The organism is Lactonifactor longoviformis DSM 17459 (assembly GCF_900129135.1).
Lineage (GTDB): Bacteria > Bacillota > Clostridia > Lachnospirales > Lachnospiraceae > Lactonifactor > Lactonifactor longoviformis.
In genome coordinates, this window is the sequence record NZ_FQVI01000003.1 from 72,013 (window position 1) to 96,233 (window position 24,221).

Annotated in this window: 20 protein-coding genes; 19 read left to right on the plus strand and 1 reads right to left on the minus strand. The window is 46.1% G+C overall.

Features of this window, described 5'->3' with window-relative positions:
- Positions 1-3 precede the first annotated feature (3 nt).
- From BUA56_RS04835 to BUA56_RS04925, 19 genes are all read left to right on the plus strand, one after another.
- On the plus strand, positions 4-1,017 hold the full coding sequence (locus BUA56_RS04835; protein WP_072849486.1) for an alcohol dehydrogenase catalytic domain-containing protein: 1,014 nt from the start codon (positions 4-6) through the stop codon (positions 1,015-1,017).
- 57 nt (positions 1,018-1,074) lie between these two features.
- Entirely contained in the window at positions 1,075-1,968 is an 894-nt protein-coding gene (locus BUA56_RS04840; protein ID WP_072849487.1) for a carbohydrate ABC transporter permease, read from the plus strand.
- The gene (locus BUA56_RS04845; RefSeq protein WP_072849489.1) at positions 1,968-2,810 is read left to right on the plus strand and encodes a carbohydrate ABC transporter permease; all 843 of its coding nucleotides are present in this window, start codon (positions 1,968-1,970) and stop codon (positions 2,808-2,810) included. Before BUA56_RS04840 ends, BUA56_RS04845 begins: the two co-directional genes overlap by 1 nt.
- Before the next feature lie 27 nt (positions 2,811-2,837).
- Entirely contained in the window at positions 2,838-4,019 is a 1,182-nt protein-coding gene (locus BUA56_RS04850) for a uroporphyrinogen decarboxylase/cobalamine-independent methonine synthase family protein (RefSeq protein ID WP_072849490.1), read from the plus strand.
- A 12-nt stretch (positions 4,020-4,031) separates the two neighbouring features.
- Positions 4,032-5,387, plus strand: coding sequence for an ABC transporter substrate-binding protein (locus tag BUA56_RS04855; protein ID WP_072849492.1), 1,356 nt, complete (start codon positions 4,032-4,034; stop codon positions 5,385-5,387).
- A gap of 4 nt (positions 5,388-5,391) precedes the next feature.
- Complete coding sequence (locus tag BUA56_RS04860; RefSeq protein WP_072849493.1) at positions 5,392-6,525, plus strand: enolase C-terminal domain-like protein; 1,134 nt, start codon at positions 5,392-5,394, stop codon at positions 6,523-6,525.
- A 149-nt stretch (positions 6,526-6,674) separates the two neighbouring features.
- Positions 6,675-8,468: a cache domain-containing sensor histidine kinase gene (locus BUA56_RS04865; RefSeq protein WP_072849494.1), complete on the plus strand. Its 1,794-nt coding sequence runs from the start codon at positions 6,675-6,677 to the stop codon at positions 8,466-8,468.
- Positions 8,461-10,047, plus strand: coding sequence for a response regulator transcription factor (locus tag BUA56_RS04870; protein WP_072849496.1), 1,587 nt, complete (start codon positions 8,461-8,463; stop codon positions 10,045-10,047). The genes BUA56_RS04865 and BUA56_RS04870 overlap by 8 nt, the downstream gene beginning before the upstream one ends.
- A 64-nt stretch (positions 10,048-10,111) precedes the next feature.
- Entirely contained in the window at positions 10,112-10,585 is a 474-nt protein-coding gene (locus BUA56_RS04875) for a TspO/MBR family protein (protein WP_072849497.1), read from the plus strand.
- Between the two features lie 67 nt (positions 10,586-10,652).
- Entirely contained in the window at positions 10,653-11,084 is a 432-nt protein-coding gene (locus BUA56_RS04880; RefSeq protein WP_072849499.1) for a hypothetical protein, read from the plus strand.
- Positions 11,085-11,249: 165 nt separating this feature from the next.
- Positions 11,250-12,872: a response regulator gene (locus tag BUA56_RS04885; protein WP_072849500.1), complete on the plus strand. Its 1,623-nt coding sequence runs from the start codon at positions 11,250-11,252 to the stop codon at positions 12,870-12,872.
- Complete coding sequence (locus tag BUA56_RS04890; RefSeq protein WP_072849501.1) at positions 12,869-14,566, plus strand: sensor histidine kinase; 1,698 nt, start codon at positions 12,869-12,871, stop codon at positions 14,564-14,566. Before BUA56_RS04885 ends, BUA56_RS04890 begins: the two co-directional genes overlap by 4 nt.
- 81 nt (positions 14,567-14,647) lie before the next feature.
- Complete coding sequence (locus tag BUA56_RS04895) at positions 14,648-16,126, plus strand: ATP-binding cassette domain-containing protein (RefSeq protein ID WP_072849503.1); 1,479 nt, start codon at positions 14,648-14,650, stop codon at positions 16,124-16,126.
- Between the two features lie 28 nt (positions 16,127-16,154).
- Positions 16,155-17,240, plus strand: coding sequence for a uroporphyrinogen decarboxylase family protein (locus BUA56_RS04900; RefSeq protein ID WP_072849504.1), 1,086 nt, complete (start codon positions 16,155-16,157; stop codon positions 17,238-17,240).
- A 24-nt stretch (positions 17,241-17,264) separates the two neighbouring features.
- Positions 17,265-18,293, plus strand: a complete 1,029-nt coding sequence (locus BUA56_RS04905) for a sugar ABC transporter substrate-binding protein (RefSeq protein WP_072849505.1) — start codon at positions 17,265-17,267, stop codon at positions 18,291-18,293.
- A gap of 68 nt (positions 18,294-18,361) precedes the next feature.
- Complete coding sequence (locus BUA56_RS04910; protein ID WP_072849507.1) at positions 18,362-19,882, plus strand: sugar ABC transporter ATP-binding protein; 1,521 nt, start codon at positions 18,362-18,364, stop codon at positions 19,880-19,882.
- Between the two features lie 3 nt (positions 19,883-19,885).
- Positions 19,886-20,842, plus strand: a complete 957-nt coding sequence (locus BUA56_RS04915; protein WP_072849508.1) for an ABC transporter permease — start codon at positions 19,886-19,888, stop codon at positions 20,840-20,842.
- A 20-nt stretch (positions 20,843-20,862) separates the two neighbouring features.
- On the plus strand, positions 20,863-21,951 hold the full coding sequence (locus tag BUA56_RS04920; RefSeq protein WP_072849509.1) for an alcohol dehydrogenase catalytic domain-containing protein: 1,089 nt from the start codon (positions 20,863-20,865) through the stop codon (positions 21,949-21,951).
- A 201-nt stretch (positions 21,952-22,152) separates the two neighbouring features.
- On the plus strand, positions 22,153-23,202 hold the full coding sequence (locus BUA56_RS04925) for a helix-turn-helix domain-containing protein (protein ID WP_072849511.1): 1,050 nt from the start codon (positions 22,153-22,155) through the stop codon (positions 23,200-23,202).
- A gap of 44 nt (positions 23,203-23,246) precedes the next feature.
- On the opposite strand, the gene rfbD is transcribed toward BUA56_RS04925, so the two are convergent.
- Entirely contained in the window at positions 23,247-24,092 is an 846-nt protein-coding gene (gene rfbD / locus BUA56_RS04930; protein ID WP_072849512.1) for a dTDP-4-dehydrorhamnose reductase, read from the minus strand.
- Positions 24,093-24,221: the final 129 nt, after the last annotated feature.

The following is a 24,221-nucleotide window of genomic DNA, read 5'->3' on the forward strand; positions in this document are numbered from 1 at the left end:
AAGATGAGAGCAGCAAAGCTTATAAGTGCGGGAAAAATTGAGATAGAAGAGACAGAGAAACCGGTGATTATGCATCCCGATGAGGTGCTGGTAGAAGTGAAAGCCGTGGGAATCTGCGGAACGGACTTACATATTTTTCGGGGAGAGAGGGATGATGTAGAGCTTCCCCGTGTTATGGGACATGAATTATCCGGGATTGTAAGAGAGACAGGAGCGCAGGTGACCCGGGTGAAGACAGGCGACAGGGTGGTTTTGGATCCGGTATTTGCCTGTGGAGAGTGTAAAACCTGTAAATGCGGCCATGTGAATGTGTGCAGCAGCGTAAAGTGTTATGGTGTGCAGATGGACGGGGGATTTCAAGATTATATTGTAGTGGAGGAAAGTCATCTCTATCCGTTTGGGGAAGATGTTTCCTTTGAAGCGGCAGCTTTGGCGGAACCATTTTCTATTGCCGCCAATATAGTGGCAAGGACCGGGATTATGCCTGAAGACAAAGTGGTTGTTATGGGCAGCGGAACCATTGGACTTTGCATTGTACAAGCCATAAAAGGGATTGGGGCAGAGGTTCTGGTATCAGATGTGGTTGACTCCAAACTATCCAGAGCAAAGGAAGCCGGTGCGGACGATACTGTATACAGCAGAGTACACTCTCTGGAGGATGCTGTTGAGGGGTTTGCCCCCGGAGGTGCAGACGTGGTGATAGACGCGGTAGGGATTGCAGCTCTGACTGAGCAGATGCCTGACCTGGCGGCGCCGGCCGGCCGGCTGGCCGTCATTGGGTTTGACGGAGAGCCTGCAGGGATACCGCCGGTTAAAATCACAAAAAAGGAATTGACGATTGTGGGATCCAGGATGAACTGCCGCAGATTTCCGAAGGTGATGGAGTGGCTCAGAGAGGGAAAAATTAACGAAGAGCTTATGATTTCCAGGAAATATCCGGTGGAAGAGATTCAGAGGGCGTTTGAAGAAACCCTGGCGGACGGGCAGGATACAGTCAAAACTTTAATTTTGTTTTAGAAACATTCGCAGAGGGCTGACAGCACAAGGAAGGCCCCCGAACGAAGGAGGTAGAAAATGAAGAAAAAAATATTTGGAAAAAACGCCCGGCCGTATCTGATGCTGCTTCCCACATTTGCGATCATTGGGATATTTATGCTGTATCCGATTTTTAATACATTTTTTCTTAGTACTCAAAATCATGTACTCACGAATATGAAGGATGCAGGGTTTGTGGGGCTGGACAATTTCAAAACCCTGCTGCAGGATGAGACGTTTATAAAAGCAGCGGGCAATTCACTCTGGTGGACGGTAGTAAATGTGGGGCTGCAGGCATTTTTTGGCCTTCTGGTTGCCCTGCTGCTGAATATGAAATTTAAAGGGAGAGGATTATTCCGTGCCCTGATGTTTACCCCCTGGGCTGTGGGAGGAATTCTGGTAGCTCTGATCTGGAGCTTTATGTTTAACGAAAGTGTTGGGGTAGTGGGAGATTTGCTGATGAAGTTTGGAATATTGGATCATCGTATGTCGTGGTTTTCCGACGGAACACTTTCCATGTGGGCGCTGACAATAGCCAATACCTGGAGAGGAATTCCCTTTTTTGCTATCAGTATACTTTCCAGCCTTCAGACCATATCAGTTGAAATATATGAATCTGCCGATGTAGACGGGGCAAATGCCTGGACAAAGTTCTGGAAGATAACACTGCCGCTTATAAAGGATACCTTACTGCTGACGATCTTACTTCGTACAATCTGGACATTGAATGTGGTAGATATCATCTATGGAATGACAAAGGGAGGACCCAATTTCTCAACTCTTACCATTCCGGTATATATCATGATGGTCTTTAATGATACTCTGGATGCGGGATATGCTTCTGCCATGGCTGTGCTGATGATTCTGGCCCTGCTGATCTTTTCTGCCATCTATCTTAAGGTTGGAAAATATGGAGAGGAGGAGTACTACTAATGAATAAAAAGACAAAAAAAGGGCTGCGTAAATTCTTCGGCTGTTATCTGCCGATTCTACTGTTTACGGCTTTTATTATCTTCCCCTTCTACTGGTTTTTGTGTACTTCACTGAAGGAGGAGGGCAGCATCATGGAACTTCCTATCCGATATCTGCCCACGCCGTTTACTCTGGACAACTATAAGAATATGCTGGCAAGTATGGGCTTTGATAAATACTTTGTGAACAGTCTGATAGTCTCGGTGGTAACTACAGTCATCATTATGATTGTGTCAATCTGGGGAGGATTTGCAATCTCAAGATACAAGTTCAGAGGCAAAAAACTTACATTTTTTATGCTTTTGATTACGCAGATGCTGCCAGGCGTTGTAATATTGATTCCTCTGTTTACCATATTTAACAAGCTGGGGCTGATTAATAATCTTTGGTCTCTGATTATTACGAATACTACGGTAAATCTGCCGTTCTGTATGATTATGATGAGTGGATTCTTTTCAGGGATTCCGGCTACGCTGGAGGAAGCGGCTCAGATTGACGGATGTTCTATTTGGAAAGCCATATTTAAAATTGTGGTTCCATCCATTATGCCTGGTGTGGTATCCAGCAGCGCATTTGCATTTGTGAATTCCTGGAACGAGTTTGTATATGCTTTGAATTTTATTAATGATTCCAGTAAGTTTACCCTTCCGGTTGGGCTGAGTATGATGAAAGGTGAGTTCACTGTAAATTATGGAGGGCTGGCTGCGGGAACAATCGTTGCACTGATACCGGTACTGCTGATATTCTGTTATATTCAGAAATACCTGGTAGAGGGGATGTCCGCCGGGGCTGTAAAGGGTTAAAACAATAACCATAAGGAGAATACATAGATGAGATATAAGGAAAACTGGGAAGAGACAAAGGAAAAATGGCGGCGGTACTGGAAGCATGAGAACACAGGGAGACCTCTCATGTGCGTGATAGCCAGAAAACCGGAGATAGAGGAGGCTGCGCAAACTAAGGAGGCTGCCGATGTGTGCCGCAGTGAGGGGCGGTATTACTGCCTTCCGGAAGAATTAAACTGTAAAACCCCCGAGGAAAAATACCTGAACGCAGAAAAAATAGTGGGAAGATACCGGCATTTTTGTGAGACTCATGAGTTCCTGGGAGAAAGCTTTCCGAATATGAATGTGGACTTCGGACCGGGAAGTATGGCGGCCTATCTGGGATCAGACATTGTATTTAATGATGATACCATCTGGTTTGAACCCTGCATTGACGATTGGGAGGGGCAGCCGCCCTTTGCATTCCGGGAGGACAACCCGTGGTTTAAGCGTCATATGGAACTTACAAAGGAGTGTGCGGCGCTGGCTGGGGACGACTTTTATGTCTGTATTCCGGATTTGATGGAGAATCTGGATGTGATAGCAGCACTGAGAGGCCCAATGCCTATGATTTATGACTTGATAGAGGAACCGGAAGAAATTGAAGCCCGGGTAAAACAGATTGGGGATCTCTACTTTGAATACTATGACAGATTTTATGAACTTGTGCGGAACCAAAAAGATCAGGGCAGTGCCTATATGGTATTCCAGATCTGGGGGGAGGGAAAGACAGCTAAACTGCAGTGTGATTTTGGAGCGATGATATCCCCGGATCATTTCCGGAAGTTTGTATTGGACTCCCTGAAGGAACAGGCGTCGAAGCTGGATCAGGTGGTTTACCATCTGGACGGGCCGGACAATATCAAGCACCTGGATGCCATTCTTGAAGTTGATGGTATCGATGCAATCCAGTGGACAAGCGGGGACGCAGGCCCGGACGGAACCCTGGAAAAATGGGATGAGATTTATGATAAGGCCATAGCCGCAGGAAAATCTATATGGGTGAAGGTATATACCGGGGAATTTGAAGACTGGCTGAATAATGCAGACAGACTGGTCAAACGTTACGGCTCTCACAGTTTATTCCTGCATTTTCCGGAGATGTCTAAGGAACAGGCAGAGTATCTTCTGGATTATGCGGAAAAAAACTGGCGGGATATAGAAGGAACATTTAAAATAAAAGAGTAAAGGAGAATTGCAATGAGAAAGAAAAGACTTATGGGGTTACTTCTGACAGGTGTACTGAGTGTGACAATGCTGGCAGGCTGCGGAGGCAATGGCGGGGAAAAGACATCTTCCGGGAGCAAGGACGAGGGAAAGCAGCAGGAGGCATCCGGGGAAAAGCAAACCATAGAATTCTGGTACCATGATGGGAACCCTACATCAAACCCGATATTTGAGGAGCTGATAAAACGCTTTGAGGATAAATATCCTCAGTATGAGGTGAAGTATGTAGGGCTGCCCGCTGATTCCTATCTGCAGAAATACAATACAGCAGTGGCGACGAACACTGTGCCGGATGTAGTGAGTATCCGTGATATGGATGTTTCCTCGTTTATTAATCAGGATGCCCTGATGTGCCTGGACGATGTGTATGAAGAATTTCCTGAAAAGGAGAATCTGAATGAGGCTGTAATCGAGGCAACTCGTCTATGTTCCATTGATAAGAAACTGTATTGCCTGCCCCAGTATATTACCACAGATATTTCCTGGTGCAATACGCAGCTGATGAAAGAAAAAGGCATTGAAGTGCCTAAGACACTGGATGAATTTATGGAGGACTGCGAAAAATATGCAGATCCGGACAATGGTTCTTACTTCTACTCTCTGAGGGGCGGGGCCGGTTCTATGGAGAATCTGTTTGATTTTATTTTTACTTACGCAGATCAGGACAGTATGTTTGATGAAGAAGGAAATTGTGTTCTTTCCCAGCCCATTTTTGCGGAGGCCATGGATAAGTATGCAAGTATATACTGGAATGGATGGACTTCCAAAGACAGTGTAACAAACAGTTTTAAAGAAATGGTAGCTGAATTCGGTTCTAAGACCAGTATGTATATCAGCCACAATTCATCCTCCCTTGCAGAACATAAAAAGAATCTGGGGGAAGGAAACTTTGAAAATGTAATTGCGCCTGCTAATAAACAGGGAAATGTGGTAACCAAGAATTTGTCTTTCACAGGATATTCGGTAATGGAAAATGCTAAAAATAAGGAAGGGGCTATTGCGTTTATTGAATATCTGGTCTCATGCGAGGGGGCTTCCTATCTCTGTGAGCAGGAAGGCAGAGTTCCTATCAATAACTTGATTTATGATGAAGAATGGTATAAAAACGATCCCTACAACGGTGTTTACAGGGAGCTGATGGAGGCTGAAAATGTAAAATTCCTTACCCATCCGGTATGGCTTACTCAGTGGAATGAATTCAGAAGCAAATATCAGGAGCCTGGATTCCAGGCCGTACTGCTGAAGGAGAAGACATCTGAGGAAGTCTTGAAGGAATGGGCAGATTATCTGACAGCAGCGCAGAAAGAGTATCTGGAGGCAAATAAATAGGGCAATGGAAAAGGTAGATTATAGAAAAGCTTACCAGGAAAAAGTCAGGTTTGTCCGGGCAGAGCTATACGGATTTCGTCCGCTGAAACTGCCCAGAGAGTTCTGGGATTCTACAGGGGGACCGTTTGACACGGTTCCCGTGGATGCCTGGCTGATCCTGTACAATCAAAATGGCACGGCGGGGCAGTGTCCCTGTTCAGGAAGAATGAAACAGTTTTTGAAGCTCATTGTAGGAAGTGAAGAGAAAAGCTATAAGGACTGGTACCATATGCTCTACTGGGCAGTCCGAAACTGCGGTTTTTCAAGCGAAGCAGCAGTGGAACTGGGAAGACTGGATCTGGCCTTTCATGATATGATGGCAAAAGAAGAAAATCTTCCCCTCCACCGCTTTCTGGGAGCTGACAGAGACTGGGTTGAAGTGTACGCCAGCGGATGCGGTACGAATCTGTCAGACCGGGAGATGGAAGAGGAAATAAAGTCTTTCCAGGCAGGAGGATATACCACGTTCAAGATGAAATGTGCCGGTTCTTTTGGCACCTGCATTGACAGGGATGTGGAGCGGGTGCGGAAGGTGCGCTCCCTGCTTGGCCGTGAGGCAAGACTGGCTATAGACGTGAATCAGCTTTGGAATGCAGAAGATGCGCTGAAATTTGCTGACAAAGTGGAAAAGTTTGATATTGCCTGGTTTGAGGAGCCGGTTCATTCCTATGATATGACAGAGCTTGCCAAGCTGACAAAACAGTCGCCGATACCCATAGCTATGGGGGAGTCTCCCAGGTGCTATTATCCTATGGAATCCTACGTAAGGGCAGGAGTTGCTCAGCTGCAGCCGATTCCCAGCAATCTCAGCTCGGTGGAGGATTGGATGAAGACAAAGCGGCTGGCAGTGGAGCACAATCTGGAGCTTACATCCGGCGGGTATTCCCATCTGACTGCGTCCTTTATTGCTACTGGCAGAGAAGAAGACATGGTAGAGTATCTGGTTCCTGTCATGCGGCCGTTTTACGATATTATGGAACTCAGGCCGGAGGAGAAGAACGGCAGGTTTTATCTGCCTCAGGAACCGGGAATCAGTATGTCCCCTGATATCCCAAGCCTTGAAAGAGGCGGCATGCTGAGCGGTAAGGAGTATTTTTGACACAAGTTAGTAAATGGAAATAGATATAGTGGCATAGAATGGAGGCACAAAAATGAGGCTGCCAGACAGAAAAAGAAAGATTTCTTTATCTGTCTGGCTGTGCCTCTATTTGGCGTTTCCGGATAGAAGAGGTCAGGAGGAGAACTCTGATGAAGAGATGGATGGAATGGTTTCAGAACCATTCGCTGCGTTTTAAAATGGTGGTGCTGCTGTTTGTGGTAGTGGTTGTTCTTCAGGTTTTCAACGGGCTGGTATTTACCTCCATCGTGTCAAACAAATTTGAGGAGAACATATCGGAATCAAACTTAAAAACGGTACAGCAGATGGCTATTAATCTAAACCAGGCCATGGAGGATATTGTTAACGAGATGGTTCCTATTCGGGATGAAGTGCTGAGCCGGCAGATTCTCAATGACGGAGAAGAGGATTCCGACGATTATATCAGCCAGTATATTGTATATCAGGGCATGTTTAACCAGCTCATAGCAGCAGACAATAACTATCAGTTCATTAATTCCATGCTGATTCTCAATGGCAGCCAGGACTATACGTTTGTGCTGGACGAGTACCTCAAGCTCAACGGGGAGCCTCTTTTTGAGAAAATCCTGAGAGATAATAAGGTGACAAAGCAATGCCAGTGGGGGGCTCCTGTGCCGGACAGTTACTTTTTTTCCAGTGATAAGGAGCCGGTAATCAGTATTATAATGCCGGTTTACAGATATGGAGAAGTGAAAAGTATGCTGATTGTAAATCTCAGAGAGGAGGCGATCCGCAAATATCTGGAGAAACTTGGAGGGGGCGACAGTACACTTATGCTTCAGTTTGACAGGGAGCACGCAGTGTTTGGACAGCCTGAACAATGGAGAAAGTATACCCATGAGGAACAGAAGGCGCTGATGAAGTTTGAGGGCTGGGAAGAAGTAGAGGAGATTGGCAGCAGTGTTGCCATGAGCAGCCAGCTGTCTGTCAACCAGTGGAAGCTTTCTATGGTTACAGCAAAAAGCAGTATCAGCAGCAGTGCAAAGGTACTCTCGAAGTATATCATTGTAATCATATTTACCACAGGGATTGTGCTCTTTATCTGCGTATCCTATATTGTATTTATTGTCACAAAGCCCATCAAAAAAATGACGGAAATCATTGAGGCTAACCGGCATACCAGGCAGATTATTCATCGCTTTCACCCCAGATACAGAGATGAGGTAGGGGTGCTTGCAGCGACTTACAATCAGCTCATGGATGAGATTCAGCAGCTGATGGCTGATATTGAAAAAGAGCAGATCCAAAGCCGGAAGAATTATGTGAAAATGCTGCAGATGCAGATAAAGCCGCACTTCTTATATAATACTTTGGAGGCGGCCAAATTCCTGGTGGAGATGGGGGATCCCAACGGAATTGAGATGCTTACTGCGGTTGGGAAATTCTACAAATTAAGTCTCAGCGGAATCTATGACCAGGTGACCATCCGGGAGGAGACAGAACATCTGACCTGTTATCTCCAGATCCTCAAACTCAGGTATAGTTCGAAATATGAGTATTCTGTAGAGGTGGATGAGAAAATCATGGAGAATGAGATTATCAAATTTTCCCTTCAGCCGCTGGTGGAAAACGCGGTGTACCACGGTATTAAGCGGCAGAGAAAAAAGGGCTTTATTAAAGTCCTGGGGTATCAGGAAGAGGAAATGATCGTTCTCGCGGTATGGGATAATGGTGCAGGAATAGAAAAAGAGAAGCTGGGAGCACTTCAAAAGAAACTCAGCTCTGCGGGGAATATTCAGGCCGCGGATCACATTGGGGTCATTAATGTACACCAGAGGATCCGGATGCAGTATGGGGAGCCTTACGGGCTTTCCATCAGCAGTGAAGAAGGGATATATACAAGAGCGGAAGTAAGGCTTCCTGTGAGAAAAAGCGGGATTGAAAGGGGCGGCGGACATGTATAAACTTTTAATTGCAGATGATGATGAGATTATCTGCAGGGGATTGGGGACTTGTATTCCGTGGGAGGAGAATAATATTGAGATAACGGGGCTTGTCTATGACGGAGAGATGGCTCTGGAGTATGTGGAGCGTGAGAAACCGGATATTGTGATTGTTGATATCAATATGCCCTTTATGGATGGCATCGAATTTTCTTATGCTGTGAGACAGACCTATCCGGAGATAAAAATTATAATGCTGACGGCATACAAAGAATTCGCATATGCACAGAAGGCAGTCAAGCTTCAGGTGTTTGAATATCTTACAAAGCCTTTTACCAATGAGGAAGTGCTGGAGGCTGTGAGGCGTGCGGCAGATGCATTGGAGGAAGAGAGAAATTACCGAAGCAGGATTCAGAGAAACCTGGGGATGATTCAGGAGAAAAATCTGGAGGAGGTGACTCTCTACGGAACTGCAGAGGAAGAAACTATAAAAAACAGCGGTATTTGTTCCCGTCTGAATTATTTCCAGGCAGTTATCCTGTATCTGAGAAGGATACCCGGTGAAAAGGAGGGCGGAAAAAATGCATTGATTGAGGATGAAGTGGCGCTGCGCATGGCGGCCGACAAGCTGCGGACACGCATTAGCAGGGAGAAAGACTGCAGCCTGTTCCTGCAAAGCAACCGGATTGTATTAGTATTCGAATATATGGACAGGAATTCAGGCAAAAAAATTGTGGAACGTATTACCGGAATAATGGAAGAGATTGCTAAGGAGGATACCGTATTTCTTGCCGGGGGTGTGGGCAGGGTGTGCCATGGCGCAGATAGGCTGCCGTCCTCTTACCAGGAAGCGGTTTATGCATTGGAGCAGCGGTATGGATATGGAAACCGGAGCGTCATTCTGTACACGGAGGTTCAAGGCAAGGCTGCGGATTATGACGTGGAGCTTCCAGCTGTCAGAAAAAGGCTGCAGGAGGGCGTTCAGCAGCGAAGTTCGGAAAAAATACGCCAGGAAGTGGAAAGCTTGTTTCAGAAATTAAAAAGAACAGGGAAGACAAACTTGCCGTCAGTACAGTTCCTGCTTGTAGAGCTTCTGCGGTTTTGCTGGGAAATGACGGAAGAGGGAGAGTTGTATGAAACCTTTCTGAAACAGTATGGACAGCTGTTTTCCAGGATGATAGCCGCCAGGAATCTGTGGGAACTGAGAGAAGCGGCAGATATGTATTTTAATAATCTATACAGCTATTTAGATTCCCAGAATACTACGGACATTGAAAAACGGGTAAATCAGGCAGTAGAATATATTAAAGAAAACTTTCCGGATCCGGATTTAAATCTGAATGATGTGGCCAGACATGTGAACCTGAGCGCCAGTTATCTAGGCAATTCCATCAAAAAGTATAAGAAAACGTCATATGTCAGCCTGCTAAATCAAATCCGAATTGATAATGCCAAAAAGCTGCTGGCAAGACCGGACATTAAAACCTATGAGGTAGCATTTCTGGTGGGATTCAATTCCTCTCAATACTTTAGCAGCAGTTTTAAAAAGAGTACGGGCATGACTCCCGGGGCGTACCGGGAGAGTGCGCTTGGGAACTAAGAAAGTACTCATGCGGTAAGGACTTCCGAATATAATAGTAAAAAGCAGTTCGGGAGTATTTGTTGTGAAAAAAATACAGTGGAAGCCTCTGCTCGTAAGCCTGCTTATCAGTCTTGGCACAGGGGCTGTCTCAGCATTTCTTGCTTCTGATAGTATGGAGAAGTACAGCAGTCTTTATAAGCCTCCCCTTGCCCCTCCGGGATGGGTATTTCCGGTAGTGTGGAATATTTTGTTTATACTTATGGGGGTTGCCGCCTATATCATTTATGAGTCCGATGCACCCGGAAAAGCGCAGGCTTTAAAACTTTACGGAGTGCAGCTTCTGGTAAATGCCTTATGGTCTGTAATCTTTTTCAGGTTTGATGCATACCTTCTGGCATTTGCATGGCTGCTCCTGCTTTGGTACCTTGTCTGCCTGACGATAAAGCAGTTTAAGGATATCAATGAGACAGCTGCACGATTATTGATCCCTTATCTAGTGTGGCTTACTTTTGCCGGGTATCTGAACCTTGCCATAGCGGTACATTATATTTTTTGACCAATCAGGTATAGATTAGAAAAAATATGCTGATACTAAAAGAAAAAGGCAGAAAGAAGGTACTCCTATGGAAGAACATACAAAAAAACTCCTGGAGGAATGTAATTCCGGCTGCAAAATGGCAGTGAACAGTATGGATCAGGTCAGTGACTACATTGAGGATGAGAAGCTGAGCCAGGTAGTTGCGGTTTACCGGGATAAGCACAAAAAAATTGAGGACAAATCCTCAGAACTTCTGCAGAGATATGGAGAGACGGGCAAGGAGCCTGGAGCTGCTGCTTCTGTATTCTCCTGGTTTACCACAGAGATAAAGCTGATGCTTAAGGACGACAGAAACCAGATTGCCAAGCTTCTGATGGACGGCTGTAATATGGGAATTCAGTCTATCAGCGAAGACAGGAACAAGTATAGCGGTGCATCGAAAGAGAGCATGGACCTGGCAAATGAACTGGTAGGCATTGAAGGGGATTTCATGTGGGAATTAAAATATTTTTTATGAGATAGAGATGATAAAGCCTTGAAGGGATTCAGGGCTTTTTTCTTTGGAAACAATTGGATAATAATTCATAATACATTGTTGAAATTATGTGATAAAATTAATATAGTTAATAAAAATTTGGTAAGATGTTACCACAGAAAATACATAGGATGGGCGGGACGTAACATGTTAAAAATATTAGTTGTTGATGATGAAGAGATTATCTGTGATCTAATCTGTTCCTTAATTGACTGGGAAGAATATCAGATGCAGCTCCTGGGCTGTGTGTATGATGGGGAGGAAGCCTATGAGGCGATCTGCGATAAGCATCCGGATGTTGTAATAACGGATATTCGTATGCCTGGAATGGACGGGTTGGAGATGATTAAAAAGGCAAGAGAGGAGAAAATCGAGGCTCAGTTTCTGATTTTAAGCGGTTATAAAGATTTTTCTTATGCACAGGAAGCCATCCGATTGGGAGCAGCTGCCTATCTGCTGAAACCCATTGAAGAAGAGGAGCTTCTGAATATCCTCTTGAAAATTCAGGAAAAAAATGAAATTGCAATGGAACAGTCAAAGGAGAAGCAGGCACTGAACCAGCAGCTTGTGGACAGCAGGCAGAGGCTGTGGCATCAGTTTTTGACGGATTTTCTGGAGGGAAGAGAGACTGCAAAGTATGGACTGAAGGAAATAACAGAAGAAGAGATTAATAGGGTGTTCGGGGCAAAATTTTGCGGCGATCTGTACCGGGCTGCGGTGTTGCGATGGGATAATCCGTACGGAAGCATCACAGAGGAGGAGTCCAGGTATCTTACCGGAAAGTGTGTCGACTATTTTTGTACCTGCCTTCCTGAATCAATGGTCTGGTATACTGCAGAAACGAAGGAAAGCCAATTGGTGCTCTTAAACGGCACAGAGGAGGAAACCGGGCAGGAAGTAGGGAAGGCATTTCTTAAAATGCAGGCTCACGCGTCCGCTCTTAATGAGGGCGTGGTGACGGCAGGACTCAGCGGTACCGCACGGGTGCCTGCCATGGTGCCTGCCTTGGTAAAAGAAGCGGAGAAGGCCTGCAGCATGCGGATTCTAAAAGGATGCGGGAAGATATTGGAATATGATGCAGCTGCATTCGCCCCTTGTAAGGTGGAGGAGCTTCTGAGCATGAAAAAGGTGAAGGAACTGCAGGAACGTCTGGAGCTTATGGACTGGGAACAGATTGGAGATGCTGCCAGGGAGCTTTATGAAAATATACCGAAAGAGGCAGATCCGGATATGTACTATCAGCTGCACCTGAGAATTCTGACAGAGGTACTTCAGGGACTGAGCTATCTGGGGGCAGAGGTGGCGGATATGCGGGGGCTTATAGAACGAATGTGCAGAGAACTGCGCTGCTGCAGCAGTGTCGCTCAGATTATCAGAAAGACGAATGGGCAGATACAGGAAATTCTATTGTCCTGTAAAGAGCAGTCTGTATTAAAGGAGAATCGTCTGGCCAACATTGCAAAAGAGTACATCAGAAAGAATTATAATAAAGATATCCGCCTGGCGGATGTGGCGGAACAGGTATACTTAAGCCCAACCTATTTCAGTGCTATTTTTAAAAGAGAAACGGGAATGAATTTTAATGAATTTTTGACGGAATACCGGATAGAAATGGCCAAGGAGCTTTTAAAGAATCTGGAGTACAAAGTGACAGAGGTGGGAGAGCAGGTGGGCTATGAGGATTCCAAATATTTCAGCAAGTTATTTCGAAAAATGGTGGGGATATCTCCCAGGGATTACAGAAAGTTATATATGCGGGATAAGATATGAAAACTGTGGATAAAGTCAGAACTTGGTACCAAAAAAGGAAAGAATATTATCATGTGCAGGCAGGACTTAGGGGGATTCTGCTGGGGTGGGGGTTTTGTATGATACTGTTGATCACGGGGTTTGCGCTGGCTGCGTTTCAGATTGCAGCCCGGGAGGCCCGGAGGGAGAAAAACAGTGCATATGAGACAATGGTTTCCTACGTGACCGGTGAGATAGAAAAGAAATGTGCACTTCTCAGCGGACTGGCAGAAGAGGCAGCAGAGATTCCCCGGGAGCACAGGGAGGAACTGGTTCAGGCCTTTGATGGGGCGGATGGACTGGCCGTCTGGGAGAATGGGGAAATCACCTGTTTTCCAAGAGAGGAAGCACTGTTTTTGGGGTTTTTGGAAAGTCATAAAGGACAGCTGACAGAGCCAGGGAAGGGACAGAAGCTTTTGCTGGGAACCAGCAGCAGTTCCCGTTACCGTGTGGGAAGTCTTCAGCTGGGGTGGATGCATTCGGAGGCAGAGAAAAATATTATGGTCTCCAGTACCCTGGATGTTTCCATAGACTCTGCCTGTGAATTTTACATATATACTCCGGACAGCAATACGGTATACCCTCAGGGATACTTGAGGCCAGATTTCTCCGAGGTTAAGGAAAAACTCAGGGAAAACTACCAGGGTAAATCCATTAGAATCCCGTCTTACACAGTATTTCTGCAGAAGAGCAGTACATATGGCTTTTATGGGATGCTCTGTGTCAAAAATGAAAAACTGGAAACAGAATTTACCGGCTACCTCTGGCTGCTGGGGGCCGCGGTCTGTATACTTTTGATTCTTCTGTTGGGCACGTTTGCGGTCTTTAAAAAGAAGGTATACGATCCTGTGATACATGTGGAACACGCAATCAATGGGATTCTTAACGGCAATCAGGGATTGGAAGTAGAGATTGATGATTCCAGTGAGCTGGCTTCTGCGGGACGGGCTGTTAATTCCATGATAACACATGTTGAGAATCTGACTTCCAGGGAATACCAGTCAGAGATACTGAAGCGCCAGGCAGAGCTAAATGCACTTCAAAATCAGATAAATCCTCATTTTCTGTACAACACCCTTGAGTCAATCCGGGGTCTGGCTCTGCGGGAAGGATCGAAAAATGCTGCTAATATGACAAAAGCATTGGCAAATCTCTTTCGGTATAACATTGATAACCGGAGTCTTACCGTTACTTTGCAGGAAGAGCTGACCAATATCGATAATTATTTCGTGATACAGAAGTACAGGTTTTCCAATAAGATCCGGCTTGTAACATATATTGATGAAGAAAATCCCCAGCTGAGACAGTATCAGGTGCCCCATATGGTGCTGCAGCCTATAGTAGAAAACGCAGTATGTCACGGACTGGAGACAAAGCGGGGAGGAGGAACCATTGTCATCATGGTTATGGCAACAGAGAGCCGATTAATTATTACAGTCAGCGACGACGGCCTGGGGATGGATGAGAAAACTCTGGAACGGATTGAGGAACAGCTTCAGCGGGGATACGCCTCGGGCAGGACCGGTGAGAGGACCGGCATTGCCCTATACAATGTAAATGAGAGAATTCGTATACTACATGGGGAGGATTACGGGATTCATGTGCACAGCACAAAGGGGATCGGCACAGAAGTAGAGGTGGTATTGCCTCTTATCTGCCAGGAGTTAAAATCATAAAAAAGAACACCTTTTCATAATGCGGTCTGTTTTTTAAAATGGACCGCCTTTTTATAATTAAAATATGACCGGAGGATAAAGATGAACAGGGAAATCTTAAGGTTACAGTCCATTACCCAGAGACTCTATGGAAACAAAGTACTCTCCAACATTTATTTTAATCTGTTTGAAGGCGAGATTCATGGGATCATTGGGAACAACGGGGCCGGCAAATCTACTCTTGCCCGGGTTATCGCCGGATGGCAGCAGGAATATGAGGGCGTTATTTTTCTGGAAAACCAGAAGGTAAGTCTTACATCAGCGGAAATGGCAATGAATATGGGAATCGCTATGGTGCCTCAGGATCCGGACACAATCAGCACTATGAGTATCGCGGAATATATCTTTACGCTGAGAAAGGAGGCATCAAAACGTGTCCTGCTTCGCAGGCGGGAGATGGAAGGCAAAACCATTAAGCTGCTGGAGGGGATGGGATATCCCCTGCCTCCTGGGATGGCTATGGGGAAACTGACCAGGAGCCAGAAAAAGTTTATGTCAATTGCTAAAGCCCTTACTTATAATCCCAAAATACTGATTTTTGATGATACCGAAATCGGCATGGAGCCTGAAGACGTTAATTTGTTCTGGGGGATTATTAAGAAGCAGTGTCTGAATGGAATATCATGTATCGTGATTTCACAGAATCTGCCCAGACTTTCAGAGGAGTGCGGAAGGATAACGGTTCTAAGAGGAGGGAGGATTGCGGGCACGGTAAAAAACGGCAGCTGCTCGGAGGCCCATATTATGAACCTGGTTCTGGGCACAAAGGACAGAGAGGCCGGCAAGATCCCGGAGACGCATCTGGGAAGGGAAATACTCCGCCTGGAGGATATCAGGGGGATTTATCTGAAGAAGGTTAGTTTTTCCATAGCGCAGGGAGAAATTCTGGGACTGACAGGGGCAGATGACGCGGGAAAGGAAGAGTTGGGAGATATTCTCTATGGCTGTAAAACGTGCCGGTCGGGAAACTTATATTTCTGCGGTCAGCCTGTTACAGTGAAAGATCCACAGGAGGCAGTGCGTATGGGGATTGGGTTTGTCCCCGAAGAGAGGGATCGGTTTCTTTTGGAAAACCAGACGGTACAGGACAATCTCACCTTTCTGCAGATGCAGACAGCAAAAAATAAGTTTGGATACCTGAAGCCCAGCATTGCCGGATATCTGGCAAAGGACTGGTGCGAAAAAGAAAACATCAGTGAGTTTGCCAAGAATACTCTTAATGAGGTAGGCGGCAATGTCCGGCAAAAGCTGCTGCTTGGCCGATGGCAGGATAAAACCTTGAAGCTGCTGCTTTTGAACCACCCTACCAACGGGATGGAGCAAAAGGAACGAAGAAAGACGCTGGAAAGAATATTGGAATACAGCAAAAGCGGCACGGCAGTATTGCTGATTACCAATGATCTGCAGGAACTGGTCTCCCTGTGCCACAGAGTAATTGTCCTGAAAAAGGGTGAGATCTCCGGAGAGCTTTATAAAGAAGAATTGTCGGAGATGGCGGTCACAAAACTTAAGCTTATGTAACGGAAAATGTATAGGAAAGAGGGATGGCATGAACAGTAGAGAACGTGTGCAGGCAGTTCTGACAGGGAAACCGGCGGATCGTCTGCCTGTAGATTTTCATTTCGCAGATGATACGGCGCTGCAGGTATTCGCCGGTCATTACGGCATGGAAGAGGAAGAATTTTTGACGTATCTGGAAAATGATGTACGTCATTTGTATGTGATGGATGAGATAGAGCTGTTTTTGCAGAATAAGTCGCTTATGAAATATGCCTTCGATCATGGATTCGCTTACCCTAATCCCGAAGATCCTGACCTCTGCTTTGATCAGTGGGGAATTGGATGGAATATGGTAAGCGACGGGCAGCTTCCAGTTTCCAGTCCCCTGAAGGACTGGGAAGGTTTGGACAAGATCCAGGCGCCGAATCCCACAAGAAAAGAGAACTTTTATGTGGTAGATACAAACATTCAGGGGTATATAGACAGGAATCTATCTGTTGATGTGGCGCAATATTTCGGCCCCTTTGAGAAGGGATATCTCATCCGGGGCTTTGAGGATTTTATGATGGATATGTATGAGGAGACGGAGAAGGTAGAAATTCTTTTAGACAGGATTACTCAGTACCGTGTGGAAATGGCAGAAGAGATCTGCCGAAGAGGAGTTACTTATGGGCATAGCGGGGATGACTTTGGTACCCAAGGAGGCCCCATTATGTCGCTGCCTCTGTGGAGGAAACTTTACAAACCCCGTCTGGAACAAATTTGGGGTGTGTATAAAAGACATGGACTCCCGGTGGTACACCACAGCTGCGGGGACTGTGAACAGTTTTTGGATGAAATGATTGAGATTGGACTTGATGCCATCCATCCGGTTCAGGCCGCGGCTATGGATATCCGGGAACTCTCCCGGCGTTACGGAAGCCGCCTTGTGTTTTACGGGGGGTTTGACACTCAGGATACACTCACCTTCGGAACTCCGGAGCAGGTGAAATCCAATGTGAAGGAGACGATTGAAACTCTGGGCCAATACGGAAGGATGTTCTGCGCACCCATTAATATTATGAGAAATGTGCCTCTGAAGAACTTTGAGGCGCTGGTGGAAAGCGTACATCAATATAGATATGCAGAGAACTAAAGGAAAGCAAAAGGAGGAAAAGACATGAAAAGAATGTTGGCTATTTTGTTGGCAGCAGTATTAGCTATGGCAGGTCTTAGCGGATGCGGAGACAAAAAGGAAACAGGGACAGCAGAGACGTCCGGTGGAAGTGAGAGCGGTGAGAAAAAGGATGCTGCAGATTTTAAGGTGGGTTTATCCATGAATGTGCTGGTACATCCCTCCTATATCACAATGGAAGCCGAGATCCGAAAAGGCTGTGAGGAGCTTGGATATGAATATGTGTGTACCGATGCCCAGGAAAGCCTGGATAAGCAAATCTCAGATATTGAGGATCTGGCGGCCCAGGGATGCGATGTGATTTTTGTAAACACTTATGACCCCGATGTTCTGACACCGGTTATAAACAATGTCGCTGCTCAGGGAATCCGCGTGATCGCTGTGGACAATGCACTGAGCGATGAGGCGCAGCTGGCCACTACCATTCAGGCAGATAATCATCAGAATGGAGTGCTGGTAGGTAATTTTGTGGCTGATACTTTGAAGGGACAGGATATAAAGATTGTCTGCATCAGCGGCGCAAAGGGTGCAGAGGTATCGCGTGTCCGCCGTTCCAGCTTTATTGAGGGAATTGTGGAAGAACAGCTGAGGCAGGGAAGCGATGCCAAGGTTGAGATCGTAGCTCAGGCATACACTGAGTGGTTTGCAGATGCAACTGTGACAGCAATGGAAGATATTATGGCTCTGAATGAAGAGTTTAACGTGGTATTTGCCGAGGCGGATGTTATGGCGATTGAGTGTTATAAGATTTTGCAGGACGCGGGGATGTTGGACAAGGTTATGATAGTGGCAGATGCCGACGGTCAGAAAGAAGCCTTTGAACTGATTAAGGAAGGGGGAGCCTATAAAGCTACCGGACTGAACTCAATGACACTTCTGGGACAGACGGCAGTGGAGACAGCCCAGAAAATTCAGCAGGGAGAGACTTCCTTCCCTTACAGAACCTATACACCAAGTGCCTGCGTAACTATAGACAATGTAGACGAGTACTACGACCCTGATTCAGCATTCTAAGAAACAGAACAGACAGCGCGCGGCGGGAAGGTCTTCCCGCTGTGCGGATAAGAGAAGGAGATGGGGGTATGGGAAAACAATACGCAGTTGAGATGGAGGAGATCACGAAGACCTTTGGCGGAGTCCATGCGCTGAAGGAGGTATCTTTTCAGATTGAAAAGGGAACTATTCATGCCCTGGTAGGTGAAAATGGGGCTGGAAAATCCACCCTGATGAAAATATTGTCTGGTGCATATACCAAAGACAGCGGAAAGATTATTATAGAGGGGAAAGAGATTTCAGGAGGCAGCACTCTGGGAATGAAAAAGGCAGGCGTGGGAATTATCTATCAGGAGTTTGCCCTTGCCCCGGATCTTTCGGTGGCGGAAAATATCTTTATTAACCGTATGAACCTGGGAAAAGGCTTTATATCCTGGAAGGAACTGAATCAAAGGGCGGGGGAAATTATTGATAAGATAGGATTTCAGATTGAACCTCGTCAGAAGGTAGAGGAATTGAGCGTTGCCTATCAGCAGATTGTAGAGATTGCCAAAGCTCTGGGAGAGGATGCCCGCGTCCTTGTGCTGGATGAGCCTACCGCTGTATTATCGCCCTATGAGACGGAAAAGCTATTTCAGGTTCTGAGGCATCTGAGAGAGCAGGGAACCAGCATTGTATATATTTCTCATCGGCTGGATGAAGTATTCCAGCTGTCAGATGAGATTACAGTACTCCGGGACGGAGAGGTGGTCAGCCATAACCGCACGGAGGAAACGTCAATGGACAAGATTGTCTCTGATATGCTGGGGCGAAGTGTACAGTCTCTGTATCCGGAAAAAACAGCGGCGGGAAATGAGACAGTGCTGGAAGTGAAAGACCTGAACCTGGGCAATATGGTACGGAGTGTAAGCTTTGCGCTGCATAAGGGAGAGATATTCGGAATCGCGGGATTGGTGGGCAGCGGAAAAACGGAGACAGCCCGGGCCATTTTCGGGGCAGACAAGGGTGCACGGGGAGAGATTGTGTTGAAGGGAAGGAAAATTCGCCCTGCTTCTCCTTATGAAGGTGTTAAAAATGGAATTACCTACTTATCTGAGAGCAGAAAAGAGGACGGGGTTCTGCTGGATATGAAAATACGGGAAAATGTTACCATGGCATCCATGAAAAAGGTGAGTAAATGCATGGTATTTCATATAAAAAAAGAAAAGAAGTATGTGGAGGAAATGATTCGCAGGCTCTCCATCAAATCTAACGGTTCAGAAACCCTTACAGGAGATCTGTCAGGGGGCAACCAGCAGAAGGTATCCCTGGCTAAGTGGCTCAGTGTGGACAGCGATGTGCTGATTCTAGACGAACCCACCCGTGGGGTGGATATTGGAGCTAAGATGGAGATTTATGGAATTATTCATGAATTAGCCAGGCAGGGAAAATCAATCATTATTGCCTCCTCAGAAATGGAAGAGATCTGCGGCCTGTGCCACCGGGTACTGGTGATGCACAAAGGTCTGGCTAAGGGTATTCTGGAACAGGAGGAACTCACTAAACACAATATTATTCACTGTTCTGTAAACAACAGTTCAGAACAATCCCTTAAGGCAGGAGGTATATGAGTCATGGAAAAGAAAGGAAAGCACAAAATCACTGTAAGTGAGTTTTTTGAAAAATGGAATACCGTTATCGTGTTTTGTGTTATTGTAATTATAGCTTCACTGTTAACGACAAACTTTATGCAAGTGCAGAATCTAACCAATCTTCTGAAGCAGAATGCAGGGATTGGGATCATTGCAATGGGAATGCTTTTGGTTATACTTACAGGGGGGATTGACCTCTCCGTGGGCTCCATCGTTGGGGTGGGAAATGTCATCTTTGCATTTATGATGCAGACACACAGCCTGGGATATTCCATTGGGGTAACCCTGCTGGTGGGAGCTGCCTGCGGGGCAATCTCCGGATACTTTGTGGCGTACCGAAATCTGCAGCCTTTTGTGGTTACGCTGTCTGTTATGACAGTGGCCAGAGGCTACGCTTACATAATCTGTAAGGGGGCGTCCATCTCTATTAAACACCCGGATTTTCTTGCTTTTGGATATGGTACGTTTTTGGGAATTCCAAAGCAGACATATCTCATGATTCTTATCTTTCTGCTCATTTGGTTTGTTCTGCGGTATACGACGTACGGACGTATAGTAACTGCTATTGGAAGCAATGAGGAGGCCGTGCGCTTATCGGGCATACGCAGCAGAATCTATAAATTTTCTGTCTATGTGGTATCCGGGTTATTTGCTGCGACAGCGGCCATATTAAATTCTTCAAGGACGGGAGTAGGTTCCCCCCTTACCGGAGACGGCTTTGAACTGGATGCCATAGCCATTACGGTAATCGGCGGTGTTAGTCTGAACGGCGGGAAAGGTACTGCCGGAAGAGTACTAATCGGCGTCTTTGTGATTGGAATGATTGGTAATATTATGAACCTGACAAAAGTATCTGCTTATACACAGCAGGTAGTAAAAGGCCTGATCATTTTGTGTGCAGTATTTATGCAGACACTCCAGAAAAAGTCCAGAGCATAGTCGTAGAGAGGATGAAAAAGATGAAGAAAGAGAGAAAGATACCTGAGGTTATGAAGGCATTGGTGGCATATGGAAAGGATGACTATCGTCTGGAAACCGGATATCCTACCCCTGAATGCGGGCCGGACGATATTATTATCAAGACAGAGGCTTGCGGTATCTGTGCAGGAGATCTCAAATGCAGCCACGGTGCAGCTATGTTTTGGGGAGATGAGATGCAGCCGCCCTGGGTAAAGCCTCCGTTTATCCCCGGGCATGAGTTCTTTGGGCATATTGTGGAGCTGGGAGAAAATGTTAGGGACTTTGTGCTGGGGGAACGCCTGATCGCAGATCAGATCGTACCCTGCGGAGCGTGCAGGTTTTGCAGGGACGGACATTACTGGATGTGCCAGCCTCATAATATCTTTGGTTTTCAGGAATGCAACAATGGCGGGATGGCGGAATATGTGAAATATCCCCGCACGGCTGTACTGTCTCGTGTACCGGAAGAAATGACAGCGGAGGAGGCACTTTTAATTGAGCCTTACGGATGCTCCAAACATGCGGTAGACCGGGGGCAGGTGACGAATGAAGACATCCTGGTGATCTCAGGTGCGGGAACCCTGGGACTGGGGATGGTTACTTATGCCAGAAGGAAGAATCCTAGGAAACTGATAGTTTTGGACATGAAAGAAGAAAGGCTCCAGAAGGCCATGGAATTCGGGGCTGACATGGTGTGGAATCCGGGTACCTGTGATGTCGTAAAAAACATTATGGAACTGACGGGTGGATACGGATGTGATGTCTATATAGAAGCCACCGGCCACCCCTCCAGCGTTATCCAGGGACTGAATATGGTGAGGAAGCTGGGGCGTTTTGTTGAATTCAGTGTATTTGGATCCCCCACAACAGTCGATTGGTCTGTCATTGGAGATCGGAAGGAACTGGATATTTTAGGATCCCACCTGAGTCCCTACTGCTATCCTTTCGTGATAGAAAATATTATGAGTAAAAATCTGAAAACAGAAGGTGTTGTCTCTGCCATGTTCCCCATTGAGGAATGGGAGAAAGCATTTGAACATGCCACAGGAAAATATGGAGACTTGAAGGTGGCAATTGATTTCAGATAACAGTATGGAAAGTATGAGGCAAACAATAGAAAAAACCTCCGGGATGCAGAAGTTTCCCGGAGATTTTTATGCGTCTGAAATAACTGCCGGTTAATATTATTTCATAATAGTTAACGAAGGTTCAGTAGTACATTTTCTGAACTTCTGCTATTCTATAAGCAGCAAAGGCCGATGCAGGATTATAGTACAGGAGGGAAACCCATGGAGTTAGGAAAGGTAATCAGGACATTCAGAAAAGAGAAACAGATGACGCAGGAGGAGATGGCAAGACGTCTGGGCGTTACGCCCCCGGCAGTGAATAAATGGGAGAATGGCAACTCTTATCCGGATATCACCCTGCTGGCCCCCATTGCCCGCCTGCTTGGTATTACAACCGATACACTTTTATCTTATCGTGAGGAGCTGACAGATCAGGAAATCCAGGAGATACTCACCCAGTTAAGTGCGCGTATGAAAAAGGAGGAGTATGGTACAGTGTTCCAATGGGGCTTGGGTGTGATTCAGGAATACCCCGGCTGTGAGGCTCTGATCCTGTCTGTTGTCCAGGTTTTGGACGCTTACAGAGACATACTCCAGATACCGGAGGCAGAGAAGTATGATGAGGAGATCTGCAGTCTTTACAGGCGGATACTGGACAGTACAGATTCTGCCGCTGTTCATACTGCTTTAACGGCTCTTTTTCTGATCGCCCTAAAAAAAGAGCAGTATGAACAGGCAGAACAGTATCTGGATAAGATTCCCCAGCAGAAAGTGAATTCCATGAGATACAGGGCGCTGCTGTACGCAAAACAGGAAAAGAATGATCAGGCATATGAATTGTATGAACGGATGCTGTTTCAGGGATACAGCGATCTCACCTGGTGTCTGCAGGGGATCAGTGCCCTGGCAATAAAAGAGAACCATATGGGTAAGGCAGAACGGATTGCCCAAAAGCAGAAAAAACTTGCGGAAATACTGGAGATGGGAAAGTACATGGAGGCCTCCCCGGAATTCTCACTGGCATATATGAGGAAGGACAAAGAGGCTTGCCTGTGCCTGCTGGAAGAGATGACCGACGGCTTGGAGGATATCGCGCCTTACCGGAAATCGGAATTGTACAGCCACTTGGCATACACGAAGAGGGAGACCGGGAATATTGCATTTATGATGATAAAAGCAATGGAGGAAGATGAAAGCCTGGACTTTCTCAGAGGAGAAGAAAGGTTTGAGAGGGTTTTGGGAAGGATAAAACAAATGGCGGACAGACGGTGAGAGAGTCTCCGCCGCAGAATCTCTCACCTGAGTATCGGAAGAACCTACGAATGGTATTCTTTTAAGAATCTTTTCAGGGCATCTTCCCAGCGGGGCAGAAGTCGGAAACCGTTATCGGTCAGACAGGACTTATCCAGGCGGCTGTTTTTGGGCCGTCTTGCCTTTGCACCGTACTCTTCTGCAGTTAGAGGATGAACGGTGATATCTATATGAGATTCGGCTAAGATTCGGCAGGCAAACTCATACCAGGAGCAGCAGCCCTCGTTGGTAATATGGTAGGTGCCGTACGCCTCTGTCTGAATCATATCAGCCATTAATTTTGCAGCATCCGGAGTATAGGTGGGAGAACCGATCTGATCCGCTACTACGGAGACTGTCTGACCGGAATTTGCCCGTTTTAAGATGGCTTTGACGAAGTTATTTCCGTTTATTCCAAATACCCAGGATATCCGGACAATAAAATATTTTTCCAGCTGCTTTTCCACCGCCAGCTCCCCCAGATATTTACTTTTTCCATATTCGCTTTGGGGGTTTCTTTTGTCATCCGGTTTCCAGGGGCGATCTCCCAGACCGTCAAACACATAATCAGAGCTTACGAACATGAATCTGCAGTCTGTTTTTTTGCAGGCAGTTATCAGATTCTGTGTCCCGGTTACATTGACTGTATAACATAGGTCTGGTTCTTCCTCCGCTTTGTCTACTGCAGTATAGCCGGCACAGTGAATCACAGCATCCGGCTGGATATCCTCAACAATGTGCAGTACAGCAGAGAGGTCTGTAATATCACAGTCTTTAGACCCAAGGCCAACTGCGGGGATTTCTCTGCTCTTTAACTCTTTCATAATATCATATCCCAATTGTCCGGTAGCACCGGTAACTAATACTTTCATACGCTGTCTCCTTTTATTTCAAGTCACATTCCGTGAAAAAGTGCAGATGCAAACCCTTGTACAATAGTAAGCATAAGGATTTCTTATAATGATACTGTAAGTTTCCCCTTTTTCCAAGAAAAATATTGA